This window comes from Uniformispora flossi, from assembly GCF_049534875.1.
GTDB classification, from domain to species: domain Bacteria; phylum Actinomycetota; class Actinomycetes; order Streptomycetales; family Streptomycetaceae; genus Yinghuangia; species Yinghuangia aomiensis.
The window spans coordinates 429624-444918 of the sequence record NZ_JBMULZ010000005.1 but is presented as its reverse complement, the minus strand read 5'-3'; the positions used below and the strand labels follow the sequence as shown (position 1 = coordinate 444918).

The following is a 15295-nucleotide window of genomic DNA, read 5'->3' as shown; positions in this document are numbered from 1 at the left end:
GCCCCGGCCGTCGGGGGGCGCGCCGCCGGCCCCCCGGCCCCCCCGGCGCCGCCCCCCCCCCCCGGGGGGGGGGCCCCCCGCCCCCCCCCGGCCCCGCGGTGTGGCTGGGACCGCGGATCCTAGCCACACCGCTCCGCTCCTCCCCCGCTCCACGCGCTGCCATCGTCGTTCCCGTCGGCACGACCCCGCAGCGCAAGGAGCCCCCGCCATGACGTCCACCGTCGTCCCCGCCGCCAAGCCGCTCACCGTCGGCAGCGCCCGCATCCGCTACACGACCCACCCCGCCACCGGCGCCACGCCCGGCCGCGACCTCGTCCTGGTGCACGGCACCGGCGGCGGCTCGGGCATGTGGGACCCGCTCGTCCCGTCCTTCACCGACCGGCACACCGTGCACCTGCCCGACCTGTCCGGCTCCGGCGTCGAAGACGTGTCCGACAACGACGGCGACCTCGCCATCGAGCAGCTCGCCGCCGAAATCGTCGCGGTGATCGAGGACGCGGGCGGACACCCCGTCGACGTGCTCGGCTTCTCCCTCGGCGCGGTCGCCGCCGCCGCGGCCGCCGCACTCCGCCCCGACCTCGTGGACCGCCTCGTCCTGGTGGCCGGCTGGTCCGACCCGGACGACGAATACCTGCGGAACATGATGACCGTGTGGCTGGCCGTCGCCGACAACCCCGCGGCCTTCGGCCGCTACGCCACCCTCACCGCGTTCAGCCGCGACCACCTCAACACCATCGGCCGCGACGCCGTCGAAGCCAACGCCGCCTTCATGCAGCCCACCCCCGACACCCTCCGCCAGATCGCGCTCAACCTGCGCTTGGACATCCGGCACCTGCTCCCCCGCATCACGGCCGACACCCTCGTCCTCGGCTGCCGACAGGACGCCACCGTCCCGGCCGCCAACTCCCGCGCCCTCCACGCGGCCATCGCCGGCAGCACCTACGACGAGTTCGACACCGGCCACGTCGTCGTCTACGAGCAGACCGAAGCCTTCGTCACCCGCGTCCGGGCCTTCCTCGACCGCGCCTGACCCGCCCCGTTCCCCCGCCGCCGGACAGCCCTGGCGTTGACCCCCGCGTCAACGTTTACCGTCGGAGACGGCGACCGGAACCCGGCGGACGGAGAACACCCATGCGCATCGGCGAACTCGCGGAACGCGCGGGCATGACCACCCGCACCCTCCGCTACTACGAAGCGCGCGGCCTCCTCCCCGCCCGCCGCACCGGCAACGGCTACCGCGACTACGACGAAACGGACCTGCGGCTCCTGGAGCAGATCCGCACCCTCCAGGACTTCGGCTTCGCGCTCGAAGACGCCCGCCCGTTCGTCGACTGCCTGCGCTCCGGACACCCGACGGGCGACGCGTGCCCGGCGTCCCTCGACGTCTACCGCGCCAAGCTCGCCGAACTGGACGCCTGCATCGCCGAGATGCAGCGCGTCCGCAACCAGGTCGCCGCCCACTTGGCCTACGCCGAACTCACCGCCGCACCGGCCCCCGAGCCGCGCTGCGACCTTGCCGCCGCGGGCCGCCCGGCCCCGCCGAACCCGGAGGACCAGCCATGAGCGCCACGACATCCGCCGTCCCGGCCGTCACCGACGCCACCTTCGCCACCGACGTCCTCGCCGCCGACCGCCCCGTCCTCGTCGACTTCACCGCCGGCTGGTGCGGCCCCTGCCGCATGATCGCCCCGGTCCTCGCCGATCTCGCCGCCGGCGACCCCGGCTTCGACATCGTCGAACTCGACGTCGACGCCAACCCGGAGACCACCGCCGCCTACGGCGTCCTCTCCATGCCCACCCTGATGCTCTTCCGCGCCGGCGAACCGGTGAAGTCGCTGGTCGGTGCCCGCTCCAAGCAGCGCCTGCTCGCGGACCTGGCCGGGGCCCTGTAGTCGGGCTCCGGGAAAGCACCGGATATACGCGGTCAGGGCCCGGTCGGTCGGCCGGGCCCTGACCGCGTCACCGCTGCGGCTTGTTCCTCTACGTCATCCCTGCTGCATGTCGACGAAGCGCGAGTAGTGCCCCTGGAACGCCACGGTGATCGTCGCCGTCGGGCCGTTACGGTGCTTCGCCACGATCAAGTCGGCTTCACCGGCACGGGGTGACTCCTTCTCGTAGGCGTCCTCGCGGTGCAGCAGGATGACCATGTCGGCGTCCTGCTCGATGCTGTTCTTGACGTTGATCCCGTTCGCCACAAAGTTGTGCGTGCCCATCACGGTCGCGTCATAGACGGGGTGCTCGCCGATCGACTCGATCGACACAACCTCGTCCCAGAAAGCGTCGCTCGTGGCCAACAGCTCCAGCTCCGCATCGGCGACTACCGCCGCCACCGCCGCCAGCCGCGAACGGCTCGGCGCCGGCCGGTAGAACGAGCTGCCGCAGTACTGCGATCCGACGGCCGCCTGGAGCGCCCGCGCGGATACGCCTCGGTCCGCCATGCGCGCCCGTACCCGGTCCCAAACCTGCCGCGGAATCGTGTCGAGGTTCGTGTTCGCCCGGACGTCCGCCAGACGTTCCAGAGCCTCTGCACAGCGGGCCGCGCGTGCGCCGTGCACCCCGACCGATGTCAGGAAGGCCCGCTGGTCGTCGGCGCCGGAGACGTCGACCGTCCAACCCGGCCGCCCGTTCTTGTGATCCACTCGGCGGATCCGCGCCCGGATGTCGAGCCGCAGAAGCAACATCTGCACGTCGTCGGCCAGCTGTCGGCTGCTGGTCGCGTAGTAGACGCGTACCGGTCGCGAACCTCCCGCGCCCACGGTCACCGACCCGTCGGTGGCCCACAGATGACGCAGGAACGTCGTCACCTGCTCATCCGGAAGGGAGAACACCTGCGGCGGCAGGAACTTCTCGTGGGCACGCTTGCCGTAGAGCCCGAATCCGTCCAGCCACGCCGCGATCGGGTTCCGCCGTCCGTGCGTCAAGTGGTGCGGGGCAGGCAGGTAGACGTGCGACCACGTGCCCTGCGGCACCCGCCGCGGGGTGATGCCGAAGTGCGCGGCCGCCTGCTCCACCGCTGTGAGGTTCGCCGGGTCCTCGCTGGTGTAGTGGATCGGCTGCCCGGGCGCGACGCATCCGTCGCCGATCAGGTGCGCCAGCATGACCAGTTCCGGCTCCGGAATAACCGCGGGCGACAGCGGCGGATCAAGTCGGCGCGGCACTGACAGCCGGTCGCCGACAGTCAGATCTCCCAGCGCCTTCCAGCCGTCGTGTGTGAGGAACGGGTGGTTCGCCGTCGCCTTCACCTCACGCCCGGAAGCGAGGCGCAGCACGAACGTCTCCTTGACCCCGCTGGGGAACACGTGCGTCATCGTGCGCGGCACCATGCGCAGCTGTTCGTCCATCGACCAAACAGGGATGTCCCGCGCACCCGACTCCAGCAGCTCGCCGAGCGTGACCTCGGTATTGGTGTCGGCACGCAGCACGCGGGTGTCCGCCGTCAAACAGCCCGACTCGCGAAGGTCCGACACCATCGGCTTCTTGTCCGTGCGCTGCTCCGGACCACGGTTCAGCTGCGACAGCGCAATGACCGGGACTTCCAGCTCCTTCGCCAGCAGCTTCAGGTTTCGCGACATCTCCGAGACCTCCTGCTGCCGGCTCTCCGCCCGCCGACTGCCGCCGCCCGTCATCAGCTGCAGGTAGTCGATGACGACCAGACGCAGGTCGTTGCGCTGCTTGAGGCGCCGGCACTTGGCGCGGATCTCCATCATCGACAGGTTCGGCGAGTCGTCGATGTAGAGCGGTGCCGCACTCACGTCCGGCATTCGCCGCGCCAGCCGCGTCCAGTCCTCGTCGGTCATGTTCCCCGACCGCATGTGGTGCAGCGCCACCCGCGCCTCCGCGGACAACAAGCGCATCGCGATCTCGTTCCGCCCCATTTCCAGCGAGAAGATCACACTCGGCAACGCGTGCTTGATGGAACAGGCCCGCGCAAAATCCAGAGCCAGGGTCGATTTGCCCATGGCGGGCCTCGCCGCGATGACGATCATCTGGCCCGGGTGGAGGCCGTTGGTGAGGGCGTCGAGGTCGGTGAAGCCGGTGGGGACGCCGGACATTTCGCCGTTGCGGGAGCCGATGGCCTCGATTTCGTCGAGGGCGCCTTCCATGATGTCGGCGAGGGGGGCGTAGTCCTCGCTGGTGCGCTGTTCGGTGACGGCGTAGACCTCGGCCTGGGCGCTGTTGACGATCTCGTCGACGTCGCCGTCGGCGGCGTAGCCCATTTGGACGATGCGGGTGCCGGCTTCCACGAGGCGGCGCAGGACGGCCTGTTCGCGGACGATGCGGGCGTAGTACTCGGCGTTGGCGGCGGTGGGGACCGAGGAGATCAGGGTGTGCAGGTACGGGGCGCCGCCGACCCGGCCGATCTCGCCGCGCTTGGTCAGTTCGGCGGCGACGGTGACGGCGTCGGCGGGCTCGCCGCGGGCGTAGAGGTCGAGGATGGCGTTGTAGACCATCTCGTGGGCCGGCCGGTAGAAGTCGACGGGCTTGAGGTTCTCGACGACGTCCGCGATGGCGTCCTTGGAGAGCATCATGCCGCCGAGGACGGACTGCTCGGCGGCGATGTCCTGCGGCGGAGTGCGTTCGAAGCCCTCGCGGGTGGCCGGAGGAGCGTCCTCGTACTCCGAGACACTCATGCCGCGGCTTCCTTCCTCGACTACGGGCCTCGCTGCGCGGGCGTCCGGTCCGGCGCGTGCCCGGCCGGTCCGGGGCGCCGTGCGGGCCCGGGTCCTTCATACGGCACGGGGCCGACAAAAACGCCGCACCACGCGATGTGCAGTCCCTCACCGTACGGGTGGACTGGGTGTACTCCAACGCAGTCATCCACAACCCCTGTGGATAACTGTGGACAACCTGTGGAAGGCAGCCCCCAGTCCTGTGCACAACCTGTGTGCGACGCGCCGGAGCGGCTTCGTGCCGACCTGTGGAAACCGCCTCTGACCTGCGGTTTCTCCATCCACTGGCTGTGTATGTGAAAAACTTCCGGTCCGATCGACCGGCAATCGCCCCGCGTGTGTGGACAACCACCGAACGCATCCACAAGTAAGAGGCAGAACCCGATTGTGGTTGTTACCTGTGGATGATTACCGTGGATGGGTGGACGGTGCCCCCGAAAGAACCCCCGAACCCGCCGCCGAGACGCGCTCCGGCGGCGGTCCCCGGCCTGCCGCCGCCCCGGCGGAGGCCCCCGCGCGCACCCCCCGAATACCGCGCGTTCCGCGCCCGCGCGACGGCCGCGGCCAGGACCGCGAGATCCTGCGCCTCGCCGTCCCCGCGTTCTTCGCGCTGGTCGCCGAACCGCTGTTCATCCTCGCCGACTCCGCGGTCGTCGGGCACCTGGGCACCCCGCAACTGGCCGGCCTCGGGGTCGCCGGCGCCGTGCTCGCCACCCTGGTCAACCTGTGCGTGTTCCTCGCGTATGCCACCACGGCCGGCGTGGCCCGGCTCCTCGGCGCGGGCGACCGCCAGGGCGCGATCCGCCAAGGCATCGACGGCATCTGGCTCGCCGCGCTCATCGGCGTCGTCCTGCTGGCCGCCGGCACGATCGGGGCGCCGTGGATCGTCGACGCGTTCGGCGCGTCCGCCACCGCGGCCCCGCACGCCACCACGTACCTGCGGATCAGCAGCCTCGGCATCCCCGCGATGCTGATCGTCCTCGCCGCCACGGGTGTCCTGCGCGGCCTGCAGGACACCCGCACGCCGCTCGTCGTCGCGGTCGCCGGGTTCTCCGCCAACCTCGCCCTCAATCTGCTCTTCGTCTACGGCCTGCACCTCGGCATCGCCGGCTCCGCCTGGGGCACCGTCGCGGCGCAGTGCGCGATGGGCGCCGCCTACCTGGCCGTCGTGATCCGCGGCGCCCGCGCGGCAGGGGCGCCGCTCATCCCCGACCCGGCCGGGATCCGCGCGTCCGCGACCGCGGGCGTCCCGCTGTTCGTCCGCACCGTGAGCCTGCGCGCCATCCTGCTCATCACCACCATCGCCGCCACCCACATGGGCGACAACGAGATCGCCACACACCAGGTGGCCTGGCAGATCTGGACGTTCCTGGCGTTCGCCCTCGACGCGCTCGCCATCGCCGCGCAGGCGATCGTCGGGCGCGCGCTCGGCGCGGGCGACGCCGCGGGCGCCCGCTCGGCGACCCGCCGCATGCTGGTCTGGAGCGTGTGGACGGGTGTGCTCTTCGGCCTTGTCGTGGTCGCCGCGCGGCCGCTCTACATCCCGTGGTTCACCGGCGACCCCGAGGTCCGGCACCTCCTCGGCCTGGTGCTGATCGCCGCCGCCGCGCTCCAGCCGCTCGCCGGGCCGGTGTTCGTGCTGGACGGGGTGCTGATCGGCGCGGGCGACGGCCGGTTCCTGGCGCTGACGATGCCGATCGTGCTGGGGGTGTTCGCCGTGACCGTGGCGGCGGTGCTGACGCTCGGCGGTGGGCTGGTGGCCTTGTGGTGGTGCGGTGTGGGGGCTTTCATGGCGACCCGGCTGGTGCTGCTGGGACGGCGTGCGGCCGGGGACGCCTGGCTGGTGACCGGCGCGAACGTGCGGGACGGGGGCGGCAAGTAAGCACCGCCCGCCCCGGCTACACCGCCGCCGTGGACCGGAAATTGCGCAGCCGCAGCGAGTTGCCCACCACGAACACCGACGAGAACGCCATCGCCGCGCCCGCGATCATCGGGTTCAGCAACCCGGCCACGGCGAGCGGGATCGCCGCGACGTTGTAGGCGAACGCCCAGAACAGGTTCGTCTTGATCGTCCGCAGCGTCGCGCGCGACAGCCGGATCGCGTCGACCGCGGCACCCAAGTCCCCGCGGACCAGGGTCAGATCCGCCGCCTCGATGGCCGCGTCGGTGCCGGTGCCCATCGCCAGGCCGAGGTCCGCGGTGGCCAAGGCCGCGGCGTCGTTGACGCCGTCGCCGACCATCGCCACGACCTTGCCCTGCGCCTGGAGCGCCTTGACCGCGTCGACCTTGCCCGCCGGCAGCACCCCGGCGACGACCTCGTCGATGCCGACGGACTCCGCCACCGACCGCGCCGCACGCTCGTTGTCTCCGGTCAGCAGAACCGGGGTCAGGCCGAGGTCGCGGAGTCCGGCGATCGCCGCCGCCGACGTCGGCTTCACGGTGTCCGACGTGACCAGCACGCCGCGGACTTCGCCGTCCCACGCCACCGCGACCGCGGTGCGCCCGGCTTCCTCGGCACGGTCCAGCGCCGCCACGAGTTCCCCGGGCAGCGCGAGCCCCCAGTCGGCGAGCAGCGCCGGACGGCCCGCGACCAGCGCGTGCCCGTCCACGACGCCTTCGACGCCGAGGCCCGCGCGGTTGGCGAAGTCCTCCACGCCCGGCAGCGTCCCGAAGCGCTCGGCCGCCGCGGCGGCGACCGCCTTGGCGATCGGATGTTCGCCGGCGTGCTCCAGCGCGCCGGCCAGCCGCAGCAGTTCGTCGGCGTCGACGCCGTCCGCCGGGACGGTCTCCACCAGTGCCATCCGGCCGGTCGTGACCGTGCCCGTCTTGTCGAGCACGACGGTGTCCACGCGCCGGGTGTTCTCGAGCACCTCGGGCCCCTTGATCAGCACGCCGAGCTGCGCGCCTCGGCCGGTGCCGACGAGCAGCGCGACCGGCGTGGCCAGGCCCAGCGCGCACGGGCAGGCGATGACCAGCACGGCCACGGCCGCGGTGAACGCCGCCGTGGCGTCCTCGCCGCTGCCCAGCCAGAACCCGAGGGTGCCGACGGCCAGCGCGATCACAACCGGCACGAACACGCCGGACACCCGGTCGGCGAGCCGCTGCACCGCGGCCTTGCCGGTCTGCGCGTCGGTGACGAGCCGCGCCATCTGGGCGAGCCGGGTATCCGCCCCGACCCGGGTGGCGCGGACGACGAGGCGGCCGCCCGCGTTGAGGGTGGCGCCGGTGACCGGGTCGCCGGGGCGGACCTCGACGGGGATGGACTCACCGGTGAGCATGGACGCGTCGACCGCCGAGGAGCCCTCGGCGACCACGCCGTCGGTGGCGATCTTCTCGCCCGGCCGCACCACGAACAGGTCGTCGACGGCCAGCTTGTCGACGCGGATGCGCTCTTCGCGCCCGTTCCGCAGCACCGACACGTCGCGCGCGCCGAGTTCCAGCAGCGCCTTGAGCGCGGCGCCGGCCTTCCGCTTGGACCGGGCCTCGAAGTAGCGGCCCGCCAGGATGAAGGTGACGACGGCGGACGAGGCTTCCAGGTAGATCTCGGCGTGCCCGCCCGACGCGGCGGTGAAGTCGAAGGACATGGTCGTGCCGGGCTCGCCCATGCCGCCCCAGAACAGGGCGTACAGCGACCAGACGAACGCGGCGAGGGTGCCGAGGGACACCAGGGTGTCCATGGTGGCGGTGCCGTGCCGGAGATTCTTCACGGCGGCTTTGTGGAACGGCCAGCCGCCCCACACCACGACCGGCGCGGCCAGGGTCAGGGTCAGCCACTGCCAGAAGCGGAACTGCGCGGCGGGCACCATCGACAGGACGAGGACCGGCGCGGTCAGGAGGGCGCTGTAGACGAGGCGCTCGCGCAGCGACCTCGGTTCGCCGCTCTCGCCCTCGGCGCCGTCCGCGGCCTCGGGGGCCTCGGGCTCGTCGGCGATCGGGGTGGCGGTGTAGCCGGCCGCCTCGACGGCGGCGACGAGCGTGCCGGGGTCGACGTCCGCCGGGTAGGTGACGGTCGCGGTCTCCAGGGCGAAGTTCACCGTGGCTTGGACGCCGTCGAGCTTGTTGAGCTTGCGTTCGATCCGGTTCGCGCACGAGGAGCAGGTCATCCCGCCCAGGGCGAGGTCGATCCTCGCGGCCCGCGTCTCGGCGTGCGGGGTGGTCACGTGCTCCTCCTTCGGTCCTGTCGACGCATCCGGCTTTTCGGCGTGTTCCGCACGTCGGGCGGCTTCCGTCCCGGATCTCGTATCCCTACGGGGTAGGGGTACCCGGGAGGCAGAATCCCGGGTACCCCTGAAGGACGCGTGGCGCGCCCCGGTCTCACTTGGCGAGCGCGTAGCCCGCCTCGGTGACGGCGGCCTCGACGGCCGCGGCGTCGACGGCGCCCTCGGCCGACACGGTCAGCAGACCGGAGGCCAACTCGACCTGCACCTCCTGGACGCCCGGCACCTCGGAGACCTCCTCCTTGACCGAGGCGACGCAGTGGCCGCAGGTCATGCCGGTGACGGTGAAAGACGCGGTGCTCATGGCGGTTTTCCTCTCGGATCGCGGGGCGGCGGGGTCCGGCCGGGTGCGGCTTTCCCCTGCCGCACCCGAAACTATACCCCCTAGGGGTATCAAGGCAAGCAAGTGCGGTCCCGGCCGCGCCGCACCCGCCCCGGAAACGCCGGACGCCCGGACTCCTGTGGGAGTCCGGGCGTCCAGGGGTTGCGGTCAGGTCAGGCCGAGACGACGTCGACGTCGAGAGCGGCCGAGACCTCCTGGTGGAGGCGGACCGTGACCCGGTGCGAGCCGAGAGTCTTGATCGGCGCACCCAGCTCGACGCGGCGCTTGTCCAGCTCCGGACCACCGGCGGCCTTGATCGCGGCAGCGACGTCGGCGACGGTGACGGAACCGAACAGGCGGCCGGTGTCACCGGCACGGGTCGCCAGCTTGACCTTGAGGCCCGCCAGCTGGTCCTTGACCTCGTTCGCCTGCTCGAGGCTCTTGATCTCGCGGACCTTGCGCGCACGGCGGATGGAGGCGACCTCCTTCTCGCCGCCCTTGCTCCACTTGATCGCGAAGCCGCGCGGGATGAGGTAGTTGCGGCCGTAGCCGTCCTTGACCTCGATGATGTCGCCGGGCTCGCCGAGACCGGAAACCTCGTGGGTGAGGATGAGCTTCATATCAAGTCCACCCTCTCTCAGCGCGCCGTGCTGGTGTACGGCAGCAGCGCCATCTCACGGCTGTTCTTGACGGCCGTGGCGACGTCACGCTGGTGCTGCGTGCAGTTGCCGGTCACGCGACGGGCACGGATCTTGCCGCGGTCGGAAATGAACTTCCGCAGCAGGTTCGTGTCCTTGTAGTCGACGTAGGAGATCTTCTCCTTGCAGAACACGCAAACCTTCTTCTTCGGCTTGCGCGCAGGCGGCTTCGCCATTGCTCTTTCTCCAGATCAAGAAGTCTTCGTCCGGACCGGTCGGCCCTGGGGCCGTCCGTGCCCTAGAACGGGGGTTCGTCCGTGTAACCGCCGGGCTGCGGACCCCAGCCGCCACCGCCGGAGTTGTTGCCTCCTCCGGGGGACGCCCACGGGTCGGCGTCCTGGCCGCCCTGCGGCGGGCCGCCGTAGCCGCCCTGGTTGCCGCCCTGCGGGCCGCCGTAGCCGCCGCCACCACCGCCGCCGCGGTACTGGCCGCCGCCACCGCCGCCGCCACCCCGGCCGGCCTTCGTGACCTTGGCGGTGGCGAACCGGAGCGAGGGGCCGATCTCGTCGACCTCAAGCTCGTACGCGGTCCGCTTCTCGCCTTCCTTGGTCTCGTACGACCGCTGCTTCAGGCGGCCCTGCACGATGACCTGCATGCCACGCTGGAGCGACTCCGCGACGTTCTCGGCCGCCTGCCGCCACACCGAGCAGCGGAGGAACAGCGCTTCGCCGTCCTTCCACTCGTTCGTCTGGCGGTCGAACATCCGCGGCGTGGAGGCCACGGTGAAGTTCGCGACGGCCGCGCCGCTGGGGGTGAAGCGCAGCTCGGGGTCGGCGGTCAGATTCCCGACCACAGTGATGACGGTGTCGCCTGCCATTCCCTTGCCTTCCCGTTTACTGCCGGTAGCGGTTCGGTAGTGCGGTGATTACCGCTGGTCGGGACGCAGCACCTTGGTGCGCATGACCGACTCGTTGAGGTTCATCTGGCGGTCGAGTTCCTTGATGACCGCGGGCTCCGCAGCCAGGTCCACGACGGCGTAGATGCCCTCGGACTTCTTCTTGATCTCGTACGAGAGCCGGCGACGGCCCCACGTGTCGATCTTCTCGACCTTGCCGCCGCCGTTGCGGACGACGTTCATGAAGGACTCGATCAGCGGCGAAACGGCACGCTCTTCGAGATCCGGGTCGAGGATGACCATCAGCTCGTAATTACGCATGGAAACACCCACCTCCTATGGACTGACACGGCCACGGGACTTCCGTGACAGGAGGGCTTCGCGTAAGCCGCGGCAACCGGCCGGCCCCGGAAAACCGGGGCCCGCCCATGGCGCTGCGGACGGTACAGCGTACCTGCACCCACGCTATGTGTTGAAATCCGGCGCCGAGGCGTTGCACCCTGTGGGAGGGAAATCACGGACAAATCGTCCGTACCCCAGGCCACCGGCGGCGACCGCCGGGCCCGTGCCGGACCCGGATCGCCCAGGGGCCGCCCCTGGAGGTGCGTGATGGCTCAGACGCTGCGCCGCGGCCCGTTGGCCGCCCTCAACCTCTCCGCTATCAACCGCGTGCACGACGACAGGCCGCACACGAAGGAGAACACCTTCGCGGCCGTGACCTTCGTGTTCGCCGTGATCGCGATCGTGTGCGCGTTCTTCCCGAGCGCCCACATGCTCGGTGCGTGGACCGGCCTTGCCGGGGTGTTCACCGGACTCACCGGGCAGATGATCTCGTCGACCACGGTCGAACGCTTCGTCCTGGTGATCTCGCTGGGCGCGTCGGCGGTCGGACTCTTCATCAGCATGGCCCACGGCGGCTTGTGGTAGCCCCTGGTAGCCCCTGGCCCCGGCCCAACCGCGGCGTACCGGACCCCTCGGCGGGGTCCGGTACGCCGCCGTCACACCGCGAGCAGCCCGCGCACCTGTTCGTCGTGCAGTTCCGCTCCGGCTCCCTCGTGCACGACGACACCGGCGTCCAGCACGGTGAAGCGGTCCGCGAGCCGGGTCGCGAAGTCGAGGTACTGCTCGACGAGCAGCACCGCGAGTCCGCGTTCGCGGTGGAGGCGCTCGATGGCGTCCTCGATCTCGGCGACGATCGAAGGCTGGATGCCTTCGGTCGGCTCGTCGAGGATCAGCAGCCGCGGCCGGGTCACCAGGGCCCGCGCGATGGCGAGCTGCTGCTGCTGGCCGCCGGAGAGGAAGCCCGCGCGGCGTTTGAGCAGCGGGGTGAGGCGGGGGAAGACGTCCAGTGCCTCGTCGATCACGCTCTTGTCGCGGGTTCTGCCGGCCTCCCACGTCACGCGCAGGTTCTCCAGCACCGTCAGGTGCGGGAAGGTCTCGTGGCCTTGCGGCACGTAGCCCATGCCGAGGCCGACGCGCCGGTGGGTGGGCATGCGGGTGATGTCGCGGCCGTCGAAGGTGACGGTGCCGGACCGGGCGGGCAGAACGCCCATCACGGTGTTGAGCAGCGTGGTCTTGCCCACGCCGTTGCGGCCCATCACGCACACCAGGGACCCGGGTGCGACGTGCAGGTCGACGCCGAAGAGGACCTGGGCCCGCCCGTAGGACACTTCCAGGCCTTGGACGCGCAGCATCAGCCCACTCCTTCCACGACCGGTTCCACGACCGGTTCCACGACCGGTTCCGCGACCGGCTCCGCGGCGCGGGTGTCGCGGGACCGGCCGAGGTAGACCTCGCGCACTTTCGGGTCGGCTTGGACGGACGCCATGTCGCCTTCGGTCAGGACGCGTCCTTCGTGCAGCACCGTGACCGAGGAGGCGTGCGCGCGCACGAACTCCATGTCGTGTTCGACGACGACCACCGTGCGGTCGCGGGCGATCTCGGCGAGCAGCGCGCCGGTGCGCTGCCGCTCGTCGCGGGACATGCCCGCGACGGGTTCGTCGAGGAGCAGGAGCCGCGGCTCCTGGGCGAGGAGCATGGCGATCTCCAGCCACTGGCGCTGCCCGTGGGACAGCACGCCCGCGGGGTGTTCGGCCAGGTCGAGCAGGCCGGCCCGGTCGAGGACCGCGGCGACGGCGGCGCTGCGGCCCTTGCGGCGGCGCAGCAGTGCGGGGAGCCGCATGCGGAAGGTGGCCGCGAGGTCGACGTTCTCCTCGACGGTCAGTTCTTCGAAGACGACGGCGGTCTGGAAGGTGCGGCCGACGCCGAGCCGGACGACTTGGTGCTCGCGTTTGCCGACGAGGTTGCGCCCTTCGAACCGGACGCTTCCGGCGGTGGGGCGGGTGAGGCCGGTGACGACGTCGATGAGGGTGGTTTTGCCGGCGCCGTTGGGGCCGATGAGGAAGCGGAGTTCGCCGGGGCGGACGTCCAGGTCGATGCCGTCGATGGCGCGGAATCCGTCGAAGACGACGGACAGTCCGCGGATCTCCAGGAGAGGCGTGGTCATGCCGCGGCTCCTTCCTCGGCGGAACGCTCGGCCGGATGTTCGGCAGGGTGCGGGACGGGCCGGGCGCCGCGCGGCCGGCGTCGCTTCGCCGCCAGGTCGCGCAGTTGCCCGGCGACGCCGACGGCGCCCTTGGGGGCGTAGGCCATGACCACGACGAACAGCGCGCCTTGGAGGTAGAGCCAGCCGTCGGCGTAGTGCTCGGAGAACGTGGTCTTCGCGTAGTTGAGGAGGACCGCGCCCAGGACCGCGCCGGCGAGCGTGTACCGGCCGCCGACGGCGACCGCGAAGACGAGTTCGAGGGAGGGGACGACGCCGAGCAGCGCGGGCGAGACGATCCCGACGACGGGTACGAACAGGGCTCCGGCGATGCCGGCGGAGATCGCGGACAGGGTGAAGGCGACGGTTTTGACCACCGCCGGGTCGTAGCCGAGGAACCGGACGCGGTCTTCGCCGTCGCGGACGGCGACGAGGAGGCGGCCGTACCGGCTGGCCACCAGGTGCCGGAAGGCGAGGTAGAGCAGTCCGAGGACGACGGCGACCGCGAAGTACAGGACGCGCTGGTCGGCCGGGTCGGCGAGGTCGAGGCCGAAGAAGGACGAGAAGTTGGTGAGGCCGTTGGTGCCGCCGGTCAGTCCTTGCTGGCCGACGAGCCAGATCACGAAGGCCGCGGCGAGGGCTTGGGTGAGGATCGCGAAGTAGGCGCCGCGTACCCGGCGGCCGAAGACCAGCAGGCCGAGCAGTGCCGCGACGGTGCCGGGCAGCAGGACGACCATGAGGATCGCGAACCACGGCTGGCGGAAGGGCTCCCACAGCATGGGCAGCTGTTCGACGCCGCTCCACACCATGAAGTCCGGCAGTTCCCCCGGGCCGGCTTCGGCGAGCTTGAGGTGCATGGCCATGGCGTAGCCGCCGAGCCCGAAGAAGACGCCTTGGCCGAGGGTCAGCATGCCGCCTTTGCCCCAGGCGAGTCCGATGCCGAGTGCGGCGATCGCAAAGCACAGGTACTTGGCGAGGAGTTCGAGGCGGAACGGGGACAGGGTGGCGGGGGCGACGGCCAGGGCGAGCACGGCGATCGCGGCGAATGCGACGGGTCCGCGCCATGCCCCGGCGGCGAAGCGGCGGCGCACGGCCGCCCCGGGGGCGCTCATGTGAGCTTCCTGGAGCGCAGGACGAACAGGCCCTGCGGCCTCAGCTGCAGGAATCCGATGATCACGGCGAAGACCACCACCTTGGCGAGGGAGGCGTCGGACCAGTACTCGACGTAGCTGTTGAGGAGGCCGAGGACGAAGGCGGCGATGACTGCGCCGCGGAGTTGGCCGAGCCCGCCGGCCACGACGACGAGGAACGCGTCGACGATGTAGTAGGTGCCGAGGGCCGGGCCCACCGGCCCGATGAGGGTGAGGGCGACGCCCGCGACCCCGGCGAGTCCCGAGCCGATGAAGAAGGTGCGCTGGTCGACGCGGGAGGTCGCGATGCCGCTGCAGGCGGCGAGTTCGCGATTCTGCATGACGGCCTGCATGCGGCGGCCTTGCCGGGTGCGGGCGAGGTAGAACCAGATCGCGGCGACGCAGACGAGCGCGAGCACGAGGATGAAGATGCGCGCGTACGGCATCCGGATGCCGTGCAGTTCGGCTCCGCCGACCAGCCACTCGGGCGCCTTGACCTGGACGTTGGGTGCGCCGAACAGGTCGCGGGCGGCCTGCTGGAGGAGCAGGCTGACGCCCCAGGTGAGCAGCAGGGTGTCGAGCGGGCGGCCGTAGAAGCGGCGGATGAGCGTGCGTTCCAGGACCAGCCCCATCAGCCCGGCGACGGCGAAGGCGACCGGGAGGGCGACCAGGACGGCTTGGCGGCCGGCCCAGTCCTGGAGCATGTAGGCGGTGTAGGCGCCGGCCATGATGAATTCGCCGTGGGCCATGTTGACGACGCCCATTTGGCCGAACGTGAAGGTCAGGCCGAGCGCGATGAGGAGCAGCACCGCGCCGATGGAAAGTCCGACCGGCAGTTGGTTGAGGAATGCGTTCATCGGGTGTCCCCCCTCATCGCGCTC

16 protein-coding genes are annotated in these 15295 nt (G+C 71.2%); 5 read left to right on the top strand and 11 right to left on the bottom strand.

Annotation, left to right across the window (positions count from 1 at the left end; translation table 11 throughout):
- Positions 1–208 precede the first annotated feature (208 nt).
- The 3 genes from ACPA54_RS14640 (at position 209) to trxA (ending at position 1892) form a co-directional block, all read left to right on the top strand.
- Complete coding sequence (locus ACPA54_RS14640) at positions 209–1030, top strand: alpha/beta fold hydrolase (RefSeq protein WP_423529668.1); 822 nt, start codon at positions 209–211, stop codon at positions 1028–1030.
- 101 nt (positions 1031–1131) lie between these two features.
- Positions 1132–1563: a MerR family transcriptional regulator gene (locus ACPA54_RS14635; protein WP_423529666.1), complete on the top strand. Its 432-nt coding sequence runs from the start codon at positions 1132–1134 to the stop codon at positions 1561–1563.
- Positions 1560–1892: a thioredoxin gene (trxA, locus tag ACPA54_RS14630; protein WP_423529664.1), complete on the top strand. Its 333-nt coding sequence runs from the start codon at positions 1560–1562 to the stop codon at positions 1890–1892. The genes ACPA54_RS14635 and trxA overlap by 4 nt, the downstream gene beginning before the upstream one ends.
- A gap of 93 nt (positions 1893–1985) precedes the next feature.
- Here the strand turns inward: trxA and ACPA54_RS14625 are convergent, their stop codons facing one another.
- Positions 1986–4631 carry a replicative DNA helicase gene (locus tag ACPA54_RS14625; RefSeq protein WP_423529662.1) on the bottom strand — a complete coding sequence of 882 codons (2646 nt, stop codon included), beginning with the start codon at positions 4629–4631 and terminating at the stop codon, positions 1986–1988.
- A 568-nt stretch (positions 4632–5199) separates the two neighbouring features.
- Here ACPA54_RS14625 and ACPA54_RS14620 point away from each other — a divergent pair.
- Entirely contained in the window at positions 5200–6552 is a 1353-nt protein-coding gene (locus ACPA54_RS14620) for an MATE family efflux transporter (RefSeq protein WP_423529882.1), read from the top strand.
- Between the two features lie 16 nt (positions 6553–6568).
- Here ACPA54_RS14620 and ACPA54_RS14615 read toward each other — a convergent pair whose 3' ends face one another.
- The 6 genes from ACPA54_RS14615 to rpsF form a co-directional block, all read right to left on the bottom strand.
- Positions 6569–8773, bottom strand: coding sequence for a heavy metal translocating P-type ATPase (locus tag ACPA54_RS14615; protein WP_423529880.1), 2205 nt, complete (start codon positions 8771–8773; stop codon positions 6569–6571).
- Positions 8774–8984: 211 nt separating this feature from the next.
- Positions 8985–9191, bottom strand: a complete 207-nt coding sequence (locus tag ACPA54_RS14610; RefSeq protein ID WP_423529660.1) for a heavy-metal-associated domain-containing protein — start codon at positions 9189–9191, stop codon at positions 8985–8987.
- Positions 9192–9382: 191 nt separating this feature from the next.
- Positions 9383–9829, bottom strand: coding sequence for a 50S ribosomal protein L9 (rplI, locus tag ACPA54_RS14605; RefSeq protein WP_345680915.1), 447 nt, complete (start codon positions 9827–9829; stop codon positions 9383–9385).
- 17 nt (positions 9830–9846) lie between these two features.
- Entirely contained in the window at positions 9847–10083 is a 237-nt protein-coding gene (gene rpsR, locus ACPA54_RS14600) for a 30S ribosomal protein S18 (protein ID WP_003978893.1), read from the bottom strand.
- 62 nt (positions 10084–10145) lie between these two features.
- Positions 10146–10724, bottom strand: a complete 579-nt coding sequence (locus tag ACPA54_RS14595; RefSeq protein ID WP_423529656.1) for a single-stranded DNA-binding protein — start codon at positions 10722–10724, stop codon at positions 10146–10148.
- A gap of 48 nt (positions 10725–10772) precedes the next feature.
- Positions 10773–11063 (bottom strand): 30S ribosomal protein S6, encoded by a 291-nt coding sequence (gene rpsF / locus ACPA54_RS14590; protein WP_345680913.1) that lies wholly within the window; start codon positions 11061–11063, stop codon positions 10773–10775.
- A gap of 288 nt (positions 11064–11351) precedes the next feature.
- On the opposite strand from rpsF, the gene ACPA54_RS14585 reads away from it, so the two are divergent.
- Positions 11352–11669, top strand: coding sequence for a hypothetical protein (locus ACPA54_RS14585; RefSeq protein WP_345680912.1), 318 nt, complete (start codon positions 11352–11354; stop codon positions 11667–11669).
- 71 nt (positions 11670–11740) lie between these two features.
- Here ACPA54_RS14585 and urtE read toward each other — a convergent pair whose 3' ends face one another.
- From urtE to urtB, 4 genes are read right to left on the bottom strand one after another with little or no spacing between them, the layout of a single operon-like run.
- On the bottom strand, positions 11741–12436 hold the full coding sequence (urtE, locus tag ACPA54_RS14580; protein WP_423529653.1) for an urea ABC transporter ATP-binding subunit UrtE: 696 nt from the start codon (positions 12434–12436) through the stop codon (positions 11741–11743).
- Positions 12436–13248 carry an urea ABC transporter ATP-binding protein UrtD gene (gene urtD, locus ACPA54_RS14575; protein ID WP_423529651.1) on the bottom strand — a complete coding sequence of 271 codons (813 nt, stop codon included), beginning with the start codon at positions 13246–13248 and terminating at the stop codon, positions 12436–12438. The genes urtE and urtD overlap by 1 nt, the downstream gene beginning before the upstream one ends.
- Positions 13245–14396, bottom strand: coding sequence for an urea ABC transporter permease subunit UrtC (urtC, locus tag ACPA54_RS14570; protein ID WP_423529650.1), 1152 nt, complete (start codon positions 14394–14396; stop codon positions 13245–13247). The genes urtD and urtC overlap by 4 nt, the downstream gene beginning before the upstream one ends.
- On the bottom strand, positions 14393–15271 hold the full coding sequence (gene urtB, locus ACPA54_RS14565; protein ID WP_423529649.1) for an urea ABC transporter permease subunit UrtB: 879 nt from the start codon (positions 15269–15271) through the stop codon (positions 14393–14395). Before urtB ends, urtC begins: the two co-directional genes overlap by 4 nt.
- Positions 15272–15295 lie beyond the last annotated feature (24 nt).